Origin of the sequence: Nocardia sp. NPDC004568 (assembly GCF_040609955.1) — a bacterium.
GTDB lineage: Bacteria > Actinomycetota > Actinomycetes > Mycobacteriales > Mycobacteriaceae > Nocardia.
Genome location: NZ_JBEXLL010000057.1, coordinates 1 through 12,424, shown reverse-complemented (window position 1 = coordinate 12,424; position 12,424 = coordinate 1). Strand labels below are relative to the sequence as shown.

Below are 12,424 nucleotides of genomic sequence, written 5' to 3'. Positions count from 1 at the left end.
CGGCGCGATGACCGGTTACGGTGCGGTCGTCCCGCTACGCGAGCTCCTGCTGGTGTTGTTGATCTCGGCGGTGGTGACCTTTCTGGCCACCGGGGGGATCCGGACGCTGGCGATCGGGTTCGGTGCGGTGGCCATTCCGCGTGACCGCGATGTGCACGTGAAGCCGATTCCGCGCATGGGCGGGGTGGGCATGTACATCGGCGTGGTGGCGGCCGTTTTGTTCGCTCATCAGTTGCCGGCGCTGCGCCGCGGCTTCGATTACCGGCCCGATATCGCCGCCGTGTTGGTGGCGGCCACGATCATCGTCGGGGTCGGGATCGTGGACGATCGATGGGGGTTGGACGCACTCACCAAATTCGCAGGTCAGGTCACGGCCGCCGGGGTGATGGCGGTGATGGGCCTGGGCTGGTACCTGATCTACGACCCGTTCAACAACAGCACCGTCGTCCTGGACGGGTTGCAGGGCGGCCTGGTCACGGTGGCGGTCGCGGTGACTCTGATCAACGCCATGAACTTCGTGGACGGCCTGGACGGGCTGGCCGCCGGCCTGGGACTGATCGCTTCGTTCGCGGTGTTCGCATTCGCGGTCGGCCTGCTCACCGAGCAGGGGGGTTCGGTGGACAGCTACCCGCCCGCGCTGCTGGCCGCCGCCATGGCCGGGGCCTGTCTCGGGTTCCTACCGCACAATTTCTCGCCGGCCCGGATCTTCATGGGCGATTCGGGATCGATGCTGATCGGGTTGGTGCTGGCAGCGGTGTCGACCAGCGCGTCGGGCCGGATCCCGCTGCAGGGTTACGGCCCGCGCGATATCGTCGGTCTCCTTTCGCCGCTGCTGCTGGTCGGCGCGGTCATGTTCATCCCGGTACTGGATCTGCTGCTGGCGATCGTGCGCCGAGTGCGGGCCGGGGTCAGTTTCTCCACGCCCGACAAAATGCATCTGCACCACCGGCTGTTGCAGATCGGGCATTCGCAGCGCCGAGTGGTGCTGGTGATCTATCTGTGGGTCGGCATTCTCGCGTTCGGTGCGGTCGGCACCTCGGTGATGGATCGCCGCGTGGTGGTACTGATGATGGCCGCCGGGCTCCTGTTCGCGCTGGTCGTGACGGCTGTTCCGGGGTTGTGGCGGCGGCAGGCGCGGCGGGACGCGGCGGGTTCGGTTTCCGACTCCGGGTAGAGTTCGGGCCGTGTCCACGAGTTCTGCCGGCCCCAGCACCCCCGACAGCGCCGATGCCCCGCTCCGCGCGGCACTGCGTTACGGACTGATCGGTCTGGTCGTCTTGACCGTGCTGGCGGCGGTGATCGCGACCGCCCTGGCCGGAACCGCCGGACTGTGGGGGGCACTGCTGGGCGCCGCGATCGGTGGCGGCTTCATCCTGACCACGGCGGTGGTCGTGCTGCTCGGCGCGAAACTCCCGCCGTCCACCGCCGGACTGGTCATGCTGGTCAGCTGGGTGGGAAAGCTGCTGGTGGCGCTGATCGTGGTCGCCGTTCTGCAACGATTCGACTTCTACGACCGGGTCGCGCTGTTCCTGACCGTCGTGGGGGCCCTGGTCATCGTCCTGGGGGCCGAAACTTACGGTGTATTGCGACAGAAGGTACCCTATGTAACCGTCCCTGAGCAGGGTGGGAAAGAGGGGCCCGACCAGGGATGACCAGCCTCTACGACAATTTGTCGTAGATAACATCGCCCCCGCTACACGTTGTCGTAGTTCTCTTGGTAAAGTATTGGTAAGCAAGCGACTATGCCAGGGGCGCCGACCCGGCCCGACCAGCTACCGCTATGCTACTGCCGTGCCGTGCTCGTAAAGGGTCCGGTTCTGCATGTCGACGATGTCGCCGACACACGTACAGACGCCAGCGCGGATCGCCGCTACAGCTGCTGACGACCTCGAGCCGACCTCAGTCGACCCACATTGATCGTCAATGTCCGATCGAACCGCGGGAGCGAAAACTTCCCGCGGCCCGAACACGGGAGAGAACGCTGAGCGTCACTACCTTGGCCGCGGAGTTTCACGCGCCGTCGCTAACCGACTTCTTCCCTCCGGCGGTGCTGTTCGAAGGAACCCCCTTCGAACTCGATCGGCTGATGCTGGTCCGGCTCGTGATGACCGCCGTCCTGATCGCCTTCCTGTTCCTGGCGTTCCGGACCCCGCGCATCGTGCCGAAGCGCCTGCAGAACATCGGCGAAATGGGCCTGGTCTTCGTCAAGGAGCAGATCTGCGACGAGATCCTCGGCAAGGAAAACGGCCGCAAGTTCTTCCCGCTGATCGCGACGATCTTCTTCACCGTTCTGTTCCTGAACTTCTCGGGTGTGATCCCCGGTCTGAACATCTCGTCGAACGCGCGTATCGGCATGCCGCTGGTACTGGCCGTGGTCGCGTATATCGCGTTCAACTACGTGGGCATCAAGAAGTACGGCTTCTTCACCTATATGCGCAGCAGCATCGTCGTTCCGAATGTTCCGCCGGCCATGCACGTGCTGCTCATTCCGATCGAGTTCATTTCGACCTTCGTGCTGCGGCCCTTCACGCTGACCGTCCGACTCATGGCCAATATGCTCGCCGGTCACATCATGTTGGTGCTGTTCTTCAGCGCGACCCAGTTCTTCCTCTTCGACGCGGACGCCTGGATGAAGGTGTTCTCGCCCTTCTCGCTGCTGGGCGGGCTCGCATTCACGCTGTTCGAACTGCTGGTCATCTTCCTGCAGGCCTATGTGTTCGCGTTGCTGACCGCCGTGTACATCAGCCTTGCCCAGCACGCCGACGAACACTGACCGACCGGAACAACCGATAAGGACCTGCTGCACCACGCCGTCCGGCGGGTGAGCAACAGAAAGGGAATGGAAGACTCATGAGCCTCTCGTACCTGGCCCAGGAAGCTGCCACCAACGAATCCACGCTGAAGGGCCTCGGCGCTGTCGGCTACGGCCTGGCCGCTATCGGCCCCGGCATCGGCGTCGGTATCGTCGTCGGTAAGGCGATCGAGGGCATTGCCCGCCAGCCCGAACTCTCCGGGACCATCCGGACCAACATGTTCCTCGGCATCGCGTTCACCGAAGCCCTGGCGCTGATCGGTCTCGTCGCCGGCTTCATCTTCTGATTCCGATGAACGAGTTCATTCTGCTCGCAGCGGAAGAGGGAGAGGATGTGAATCCTCTCATCCCCGCGACGTACGACATCGTCTGGTCGGCGGTCTGCGTGGCGATTATCGCCTTCGTGGTCTACAAATACGCCGTTCCGCGCCTGATGAAGGTGCTGGACGAGCGCGCCGACAAGATCGAGGGTGGCATCGATCGGGCCGAGGCCGCGCAGGCCGAAGCCCAGGAGACGCTGCAGCAGTACCAGAAGCAGCTGGCCGACGCCCGCCTGGAAGCCGCGAAGATCCGCGAAGACGCCCGCACTCAGGGCCAGCAGATCCTCGCCCAGATGAAGGCCGACGCCCAGGCCGAGAGCGACCGTATCGTCGCGGCCGGGCACACCCAGCTGGAAGCCCAGCGCCAGCAGATCCTGACCGAGCTGCGGGCCGAGGTCGGCCGCACCGCGGTGGACCTGGCCGAGAAGATCATCGGGCAGTCGGTATCGGACGAGGCCAAACAGGCCGCGACGATCGAGCGATTCCTCGACGAGATCGACCGTTCGGACGCCGGTATCGGGGTCGGAAGGTAACGACGGAGGAGTGAAAACCATGTACGCAGCGAGCCGTGAGGCCAGCTCCCGGTCCAAGGAGGCGCTTCGGGCCGCGCTGACCGGCAGCAACGGTGTTGCGGCCACGACGGGGTCCGAACTGTTCGCCGTTGTCGACGTACTGGACGACCAGCGTCCGCTGCGTGTGGCGCTCGCGGACGTATCGGTGCCCGGCTCGGCCCGCGCCGAACTGAGCGAGCGGGTCTTCGGGAGTCAGGTCAGCGCTGCCACTCAGGCGGTGCTGACCACAGCGGTCGCCCAGGACTGGTCGCGCGCCCGGGATCTGGTCGACACTCTGGTGCTGCTCGGTCAGCTGGCATACCTGGAATCGGCCTCCGAAAAGGGCCGGCTGACCGCCGTCGAGGACGAGCTGTTCCGCTTCGGCCGGATCATCGCCGACAACCCGGAGCTGGAACAGGCCCTGTCCGACCGCGCCGCCTCGGCGTCGGCCAAACGGGAACTGCTCGAGCGGCTGCTGTCCGGTAAGGCCGAGTCCATCACCCGGGCTCTCGCCGAACAGGTGGTGACCAGGCAACGTGCCGGGATCGGTGTGGCCTTCGACGAACTGTCCGACCTGGCCGCGGCCCGGCGCGAACAGATCGTCGCGCACGTCCGGTCGGCGATCGAGCTGACCGACTCCCAGCGTGAACGGCTGGGCGGCGCCCTGGCGCGTATCTACAACAAGGCTGTCACCGTGCATGTCGAGGTCGATCCCGAATTGTTGAGCGGGCTCGTCGTGCGCATCGGCGACGATGTGATCGACGGCAGCGCGATCGGCCGACTGGAGCGGCTGCGTCGCTCGCTGACCTAGCGGCGCGGCGCCGGGCGCTGTCCGACGCGAACCGCTCAACACCCCCCGACATTCCAGACCAGAGACCGAGAGCAGGAAGAACATGGCGGAGCTGACGATCTCCTCCGACGAGATCCGTAGCGCGATCGAAAGCTACACCCAGAGCTACACCCCGGAAACCTCCATCGAGGAAGTCGGTGTCGTCACCGATACCAGTGACGGCATCGCGCACGTCAGCGGCTTGCCTTCGGCCATGGCCAACGAGCTGCTCGAATTCCCGGGCGGTGTGCTCGGCGTCGCGCTGAACCTCGAGGACCGTGAAATCGGTGCCGTCGTTCTCGGCGAGTTCGCCGAGATCGAAGAGGGCCAGCAGGTGCGTCGCACCGGCGATGTGCTCTCGGTCCCGGTCGGCGACAAGTTCCTCGGCCGCGTCGTGAACCCGCTCGGTCAGCCGATCGACGGCCTGGGCGAGATCGAGGCCGACGATCGTCGCGTCCTCGAACTGCAGGCCGCCACCGTGCTGGAGCGGCAGCCGGTCGAGGAGCCGATGGCGACCGGCATCACCGCCATCGATGCGCTCACCGCGATCGGCCGGGGTCAGCGTCAGCTGATCATCGGCGACCGCAAGACCGGTAAGACCGCGGTCTGCATCGACACGATCCTGAACCAGAAGGCCAACTGGGAGTCGGGCGATCCGGCCAAGCAGGTGCGCTGCATCTACGTGGCGATCGGCCAGAAGGGCTCCACCATCGCGGGCGTCAAATCCGCCCTCGAGGAGCACGGCGCGCTGGAGTACACCACCATCGTCGCTGCCCCGGCCTCCGATTCCGCCGGCTTCAAGTGGCTGGCCCCCTACACCGGTTCGGCCATCGGGCAGCACTGGATGTACCAGGGCAAGCACGTGCTGATCGTGTTCGACGATCTGACCAAGCAGGCCGAGGCCTACCGCGCCATCTCGCTGCTGCTGCGCCGCCCGCCGGGCCGCGAGGCCTACCCGGGTGACGTCTTCTACCTGCACTCGCGCCTGCTGGAGCGTTGCGCCAAGCTCTCCGACGAGATGGGCGGCGGTTCGATGACCGGCCTGCCGATCATCGAGACCAAGGCCAACGACATCTCGGCCTTCATCCCGACCAACGTCATCTCCATCACCGACGGCCAGGTCTTCCTGGAGTCCGACCTGTTCAACAAGGGTGTCCGCCCGGCGATCAACGTCGGTACCTCGGTCTCCCGTGTCGGTGGTGCCGCGCAGACCAAGGGTATGAAGAAGGTCGCCGGTTCGCTGCGTCTGGAAATGGCCCAGTACCGCGAGCTGGAGGCGTTCTCCGCCTTCGCCTCCGATCTGGATGCCGCCTCGCTGGCCCAGCTCGAGCGCGGTGCCCGCTGGGTCGAGCTGCTGAAGCAGGACCAGTACTCGCCGATTGCGGTCGAGGACCAGATCGTCTCGATCTACCTGGTCGACGCCGGTTACTACGACTCGGTGCCGGTGGCCGATATCCGCCGGTTCAATGTCGAACTGCTCGAGGATCTGCACGCCAATGCCGCGGACGCCTTCGCGAGCATCGCCGGCGGCAAGGTGCTGCAGGACGAGGCGGCCGAGCAGATCAAGAAGGCCACCGACAAGTTCAAGCAGGGCTTCCTGGCGTCCGACGGCAGCCGCGTGGTGAACGACGCCGACGCCGGCGAACTGGCCCACGAAGAGGTCGAATCGCTGTCGGTCACCCGCAAGCACGTCGAGAAGTAGACCGGGCGAACCATGCGCTGTTTTCCTGTAACGCCGCGAACGAAGGGAGTGTGAACCGCCGATGGCTACCTTGCGCGAGCTGCGCTCCCGTATTCGTGGTATCAACTCGATCAAGAAGATCACCAAGGCCCAGGAACTGATCGCGACCTCGCGAATCACCAAGGCCCAGGCGCGGGTGGCGGCTGCCAAGCCGTACTCCGAGGAGATCACCAAGGTGGTCGCGGAGCTGGCGAGTGCGTCGAAGAATCTGATGCATCCGCTGCTCACCGAACGTCCCGATCCGAAGCGTGCCGCGGTGCTGGTGATCACCAGCGACAGCGGCCAGTGCGGTGGTTACAACTCCAATGTGCTCAAACGCGCCGAGGAGTTGATGACCACCCTGCGCGACGAGGGCAAGGAGCCGGTGCTCTACGTCATGGGCAACAAGGGCCTGACGTACTACACCTTCCGTGACCGCCGGCCGGTCGCCTCGTGGACCGGGTTCTCCCAGCAGCCGACCTACCCGGATGCCTCGGCAGCCTGCAACCACCTGGTGGACAGTTTCATGGCAGGGTCGGCGGGCGAGGTTCCGGCTCCGGACGGTACCGGCTCGATCGCCGGGGTCGACGAGCTCCATATCGTCTACACCCGGTTCGTGAGCATGCTGTCGCAGACGCCGGAGGTGCGCCGGATGGCGCCGATCCAGATCTCCTTCGTCGACGAGAGCTTCGACCTGGGTGACGATATGCTCACCGATTCGCCCACGGCCGAGGTGAGCGCGCAGTACGAATTCGAGCCCGACGCCGATGTACTCCTGGCGGCACTGCTGCCCAAGTACATCAATACGCGGATCTACGCGTCGTTGCTCGACGCAGCGGCATCCGAGCATGCGGCTCGGCGCACCGCAATGAAGGCGGCCACCGATAACGCCAACGAATTGGCGAGTTCCCTGTCTCGCCAGGCCAACTCGTTGCGGCAGGCCAACATCACGCAGGAAATCAGCGAAATCGTCGGCGGCGTGAATGCCCTGGCGGCCAGCTCGGAACGCGACTGATGGCGGTATGAGCGATGGGCCCGGAGGCGGTAGCGCAGCGTGACCATGAAGGGCCCCGTGAATACCGCAAATCTACTCAGCAGGAAGAGAAACCAGAAATGACCGCAGCTGTTACTCGAGAAGACTCGAGCCGGACCGGCGCCGCCACGGGCCGCGTGGTCCGCGTCATCGGCCCCGTCGTGGATGTCGAATTCCCGCGGGGCTCCATTCCAGACCTGTTCAACGCTCTTGCCGCCGATATCACCCTGAAGTCGGTGGCCAAGACGCTGACCCTCGAGGTCGCCCAGCACCTCGGTGACAACATCGTGCGCACCATCTCGATGCAGCCCACCGACGGCCTGGTCCGTGGCGCCGAGGTCCGTGACTCCGGTAAGCCGATCTCGGTGCCGGTCGGCGATGTCGTCAAGGGGCACGTGTTCAACGCCCTCGGCGACTGCCTCGACAGCCCCGGCCTCGGCCGCGACGGTGAGCAGTGGGGCATCCACCGCAAGCCGCCGAGCTTCGACCAGCTCGAGGGCAAGACCGAAATCCTCGAGACCGGCGTCAAGGTGCTCGACCTGCTGACCCCGTACGTGAAGGGCGGCAAGATCGGTCTGTTCGGTGGTGCCGGTGTCGGCAAGACCGTTCTGATCCAGGAGATGATCACCCGTATCGCGCGGGAGTTCTCCGGTACCTCGGTGTTCGCCGGTGTCGGCGAGCGCACCCGTGAGGGCACCGATCTGCACCTGGAAATGGAAGAGATGGGCGTCCTCCAGGACACCGCCCTGGTCTTCGGTCAGATGGACGAGCCGCCGGGCACCCGTATGCGCGTCGCCCTGTCCGCGCTGACCATGGCGGAGTACTTCCGCGATGTGAAGCACCAGGACGTGCTGCTGTTCATCGACAACATCTTCCGGTTCACCCAGGCCGGTTCCGAGGTCTCGACCCTGCTGGGTCGTATGCCCTCGGCCGTCGGTTACCAGCCGACCCTGGCCGACGAAATGGGTGAACTGCAGGAGCGGATCACCTCGACCCGCGGCCGGTCGATCACCTCGCTGCAGGCCATCTACGTGCCCGCCGACGACTACACCGACCCGGCCCCGGCGACCACCTTCGCCCACCTGGACGCGACGACCGAGCTCTCCCGCCCGATTTCGCAGAAGGGCATCTACCCCGCCGTCGACCCGCTGACCTCGACCTCTCGTATCCTCGAGGCCTCGATCGTCGGTGACCGGCACTTCGCGGTGGCCAACGAGGTGAAGCGGATCCTGCAGAAGTACAAGGAACTGCAGGACATCATCGCCATCCTCGGTATGGACGAGCTCTCCGAAGAGGACAAGGTCCTCGTCGGCCGTGCCCGCCGGCTGGAGAAGTTCCTCGGCCAGAACTTCATCGTGGCCGAGAAGTTCACCGGTCAGCCGGGTTCGGTCGTGCCGCTGGAGCAGACCATCGACGACTTCGACCGGGTCTGCAAGGGCGAATTCGACCACTTCCCGGAGCAGGCGTTCAACAGCTGCGGTGGTCTCGACGATGTCGAGGCGGCCGCGAAGAAGATCGCCGGAAAGTAGTCCTTCATGGCGGATATGTCAGTTGATCTCGTCGCTGTCGAGCGGCGGCTCTGGTCGGGCCGGGCGAGTTTCGTCAGTGCCCAGACCACCGAGGGACAGATCGGCATCATGCCCGGTCACGAGCCGCTGCTCGGCCAGCTGGTCGAGGGCGGCACGGTGACCATCGTCGACACCGAGGGCACCCGGATCGTGGCCGCGGTCCACGGCGGCTTCTTCTCGGTCACCGCCGATACGGTGCGGGTCTTGGCGGAGTCCGCCGAGTTCTCCACCGAGGTCGATGTCGCGGCCGCACGTCAGGTGCTGTCCGACGGATCGGCGTCCGCGGAGGCCCAGTTGGCCGCTCAGGGCCGGGTGCGCGCGGTGGAACAGGCCGGTGCGACGGCCTGATCCCCACCGCGGGTGCACAACAGAATGATTTCGGCTCCGGCCGGCGGCGAATCCTCGCCGCCGGCCGGAGCCGTTTCGCCGGTGCCCGGTTCACACCGGCGTTGCCCCCGGGCGCCTCCGGGATCGATGACGTCGCATTATCCGAGACATCCCCGTGCCATTTGTAAACTGGTTCATGGTTGAATGGCCGCGGGTGCATCTGCCGGTCCGATCCGGCGATCGCCTCGGATGAGCGAAGGGATGTGCGGCATTGCAGACCGGGATGGTGCTTCTGATCATTCTGGTGCTCATGCTGGTCGCATTGGCTCTGGTTTCCACGTATCGCCTGGTCATGTTGCGACGCGGTGGCACCGCGGCGATCCTGCGCGTACTCCCGGCTCGCGGTGGGGAACGCTGGCGCCATGGCGTCATCCGCTACGACGAGGATCACCTCGTCTTCTTCAAACTCACCAGCCTCAAGCTCGGCGCCGATTCGGTGATCCATCGGCGCGGTATCGAGATCGGCGAACGCCGCGGCCCGCAGGGTGACGAGTACGACATCATGACCGACGGGATCGCGGTGATCGGGGTGTCCGATCGCCACGGCGAGTACGAGCTGGCGCTGGACCGCGCGGCGTTGACCGCGTTCCTGTCCTGGGTCGAGTCCCGGCCCTCGGAGCGGGCCCGCCGGCTGCGCGGCCACTGAACCCGGCCGGTGTCGCACGATCCGGTGTTCTCGCCGCGGGCGGGTCGGCGCATATGCGCATCCGCCGCGACCCCCTCGCCGGCCGGGTGGACGTTAGGGTGGGTCCTGTGAGCGTGCACCTGACGCGGATCTACACCCGCACCGGCGACGACGGGACCACCGGTCTCAGCGATTTCTCCCGGGTGCCGAAAACCGATCCGCGGTTGATCGCCTACGCGGACTGCGACGAGGCCAATGCCGCCCTCGGGGTCGCGATCGCTCTCGGCGGTCCGGATCCGGAACTGACGGCGGTCCTGCGCGGGATCCAGAACGACCTTTTCGACGCGGGCGCGGATCTTTCCACGCCGGTGGTGGAGAACCCGAAGTATCCGCCGCTGCGTATCACCGCGGGTGATGTCGAACGCCTGGAACAGTGGTGTGACCGGTTCAATGCCGGGCTGGCTCCGCTCGACTCGTTCATCCTGCCCGGCGGGACCCCGCTCGCCGCGCTGCTGCACACGGCCCGCACGGTCGTCCGGCGTGCCGAACGGTCGGCGTGGGCGGCTGTGGAGACACATCCCGACGACACCAGCGTCCTGCCGGCCAAATATCTCAACCGCCTGTCGGATCTGCTGTTCATTCTCAGTCGCTACACCAATCCCGACGGCGATGTGCTCTGGCAGCCCGGTGGCGGCCGGGCGGACGAGCCCGGTGCGACGGCTCCGGACCGACCGGGCGCGGGGACTGCGTCCGAAAGCTGACGGATTCCGTCCGAAGGGTGGAAACTGCTCCTGGCGATCGGGTGGCCGAGCCGCCGCGCGCGAAGGCTCGGCGTTGTCTCGACCGGCAGCGTGATGCGATCGTGGGCGCTCTATCCTTGCACTCACTGGTGCGCCGAATATTCGGAGAGGCGGCATGGAACGGTTTTTGGTAACTGGCGGCAACCGGCTGGTCGGTGAGGTCTCGGTGGGAGGCGCCAAGAACAGCGTCCTGAAACTGATGGCCGCTGCTCTGCTCACCGAAGGCAAGACCACCATCACGAACTGCCCGGACATCCTCGACGTGCCCCTGATGGCCGAGGTCCTGCGCGGTCTCGGGTGCGACGTCGAGATCTCCGGCGATGTGGTGACGATCGACACCCCGGCCGAGCCCAAGTACCACGCGGATTTCCCGGCGGTGACCCAGTTCCGTGCCTCGGTCTGTGTCCTCGGTCCGCTGATGGCCCGCTGTAGACGCGCGGTGGTGGCGCTGCCCGGTGGGGACGCCATCGGTTCCCGGCCTCTCGATATGCACCAGGCCGGGCTGCGGTTGCTCGGCGCGACCAGCGAGATCGAGCACGGATGCGTGGTCGCCCGGGCCGACGAGCTGCAGGGCGCGCGTATCCGGTTGGATTTCCCATCGGTCGGTGCCACCGAGAACATCCTCATGGCCGCGGTGCTGGCGCAGGGGGAGACGGTGATCGACAACGCAGCGCGCGAACCCGACATCGTCGACTTGTGCACCATGCTCACCCAGATGGGCGCCCGTATCCGCGGTGCGGGTACCTCGGTGCTCACCATCCACGGCGTGAAACGGTTGTCGCCGATCACGCACCGGGTGATCGGCGACCGTATCGTCGCGGCCACCTGGGGTATCGCCGCCGCCATGACGATGGGCGATGTGCGGGTGACCGGGGTCAATCCCCAGCATCTGGCACTGGTTCTGGACAAGCTGCGGTCGGCCGGCGCGCGGATCTCGTTCGAACCCGAGGGTTGCCGGGTCGTGCAGCCCGATCGCCCGCGCGCGGTCAACTTCTCCACTCTGCCGTTCCCCGGCTTCCCCACTGATCTGCAGCCGATGGCCATCGGCCTGGCGGCGATCGCGGATGGCACCTCGATGATCACCGAGAACGTCTTCGAAGCGCGCTTCCGGTTCGTCGAGGAGATGATCCGGCTCGGCGCCGATGCCCGGACCGACGGGCATCACGCGGTGGTCCGCGGTATTCCCCGGCTCTCCAGCGCACCGGTGTGGTCCTCCGATATCCGCGCCGGCGCCGGACTGGTTCTCGCGGGCCTTGTCGCCGACGGGGTGACCGAAGTGCACGACGTTTTCCATATCGACCGCGGATATCCGAACTTCGTGGAGAAACTCCAGGCGCTCGGAGCCGGCGTGGAACGGGTGGGAGTGGGAACCTGACCGTTCTCGGCGGTCCGGGTTCGCAAACTATCTCGGAAACAGTCGCCAAAAAGCCGCTTTGACCAGGCGATTTGACATTGAATTAGATGCCACGTAACTTTATCCAAGTCAGAGCGACACGGACACCGACCCGGGGCCCGGAGCGAGGCGGAAACGCCGAGCCGGAGGGACCAGGGAAACGAGGTAGGACGAGGAGCGCCTGGCGATCACACTGGCTCGACCGGGACGCCGATTTGCAATCGGGAAAACGGATGAGCTAAGCTTGAGAAGTTGCCTCACCGATCGAATGACTTAAAAGTCACCAGATGGTGTGTGCGTGTGTTCTTTGAGAACTCAATAGTGTGTTGATGAATGTCAGTGCCAAATATTTGATTTGGTTTCGGTTCTTCATACCCCCGTGTGGA

At 65.6% G+C, this 12,424-nt stretch carries 13 protein-coding genes; all 13 read left to right on the top strand.

Annotated elements, in window-relative coordinates:
* Window positions 1-7 precede the first annotated feature (7 nt).
* The 13 genes from ABZV91_RS23070 (at window position 8) to murA (ending at window position 12,020) form a co-directional block, all read left to right on the top strand.
* Window positions 8-1,174, top strand: coding sequence for an MraY family glycosyltransferase (locus tag ABZV91_RS23070; RefSeq protein WP_063035884.1), 1,167 nt, complete (start codon window positions 8-10; stop codon window positions 1,172-1,174).
* Between the two features lie 10 nt (window positions 1,175-1,184).
* Window positions 1,185-1,652: a hypothetical protein gene (locus ABZV91_RS23065; RefSeq protein WP_355245236.1), complete on the top strand. Its 468-nt coding sequence runs from the start codon at window positions 1,185-1,187 to the stop codon at window positions 1,650-1,652.
* 395 nt (window positions 1,653-2,047) lie between these two features.
* The gene (atpB, locus tag ABZV91_RS23060; protein ID WP_084480600.1) at window positions 2,048-2,773 is read left to right on the top strand and encodes a F0F1 ATP synthase subunit A; all 726 of its coding nucleotides are present in this window, start codon (window positions 2,048-2,050) and stop codon (window positions 2,771-2,773) included.
* A gap of 77 nt (window positions 2,774-2,850) precedes the next feature.
* Complete coding sequence (locus ABZV91_RS23055; RefSeq protein ID WP_030522398.1) at window positions 2,851-3,099, top strand: ATP synthase F0 subunit C; 249 nt, start codon at window positions 2,851-2,853, stop codon at window positions 3,097-3,099.
* 5 nt (window positions 3,100-3,104) lie between these two features.
* The gene (locus ABZV91_RS23050; protein WP_039822843.1) at window positions 3,105-3,665 is read left to right on the top strand and encodes a F0F1 ATP synthase subunit B; all 561 of its coding nucleotides are present in this window, start codon (window positions 3,105-3,107) and stop codon (window positions 3,663-3,665) included.
* A gap of 19 nt (window positions 3,666-3,684) precedes the next feature.
* Window positions 3,685-4,494: a F0F1 ATP synthase subunit delta gene (locus ABZV91_RS23045; protein ID WP_355245231.1), complete on the top strand. Its 810-nt coding sequence runs from the start codon at window positions 3,685-3,687 to the stop codon at window positions 4,492-4,494.
* 82 nt (window positions 4,495-4,576) lie between these two features.
* A complete protein-coding gene (atpA, locus tag ABZV91_RS23040; RefSeq protein WP_355245228.1) occupies window positions 4,577-6,214 on the top strand; it encodes a F0F1 ATP synthase subunit alpha in 1,638 nt (545 codons plus the stop codon).
* Window positions 6,215-6,275: 61 nt separating this feature from the next.
* Complete coding sequence (locus tag ABZV91_RS23035) at window positions 6,276-7,247, top strand: F0F1 ATP synthase subunit gamma (RefSeq protein WP_355245225.1); 972 nt, start codon at window positions 6,276-6,278, stop codon at window positions 7,245-7,247.
* A 98-nt stretch (window positions 7,248-7,345) separates the two neighbouring features.
* Entirely contained in the window at window positions 7,346-8,794 is a 1,449-nt protein-coding gene (gene atpD / locus ABZV91_RS23030; protein WP_039822850.1) for a F0F1 ATP synthase subunit beta, read from the top strand.
* Window positions 8,795-8,800: 6 nt separating this feature from the next.
* Window positions 8,801-9,181, top strand: coding sequence for a F0F1 ATP synthase subunit epsilon (locus ABZV91_RS23025; RefSeq protein WP_355245221.1), 381 nt, complete (start codon window positions 8,801-8,803; stop codon window positions 9,179-9,181).
* A gap of 262 nt (window positions 9,182-9,443) precedes the next feature.
* A complete protein-coding gene (locus ABZV91_RS23020; RefSeq protein ID WP_355245218.1) occupies window positions 9,444-9,866 on the top strand; it encodes a DUF2550 domain-containing protein in 423 nt (140 codons plus the stop codon).
* A 107-nt stretch (window positions 9,867-9,973) separates the two neighbouring features.
* Entirely contained in the window at window positions 9,974-10,606 is a 633-nt protein-coding gene (locus ABZV91_RS23015; protein ID WP_355245215.1) for a cob(I)yrinic acid a,c-diamide adenosyltransferase, read from the top strand.
* A 154-nt stretch (window positions 10,607-10,760) separates the two neighbouring features.
* Window positions 10,761-12,020: a UDP-N-acetylglucosamine 1-carboxyvinyltransferase gene (gene murA / locus ABZV91_RS23010; protein WP_355245212.1), complete on the top strand. Its 1,260-nt coding sequence runs from the start codon at window positions 10,761-10,763 to the stop codon at window positions 12,018-12,020.
* Window positions 12,021-12,424: the final 404 nt, after the last annotated feature.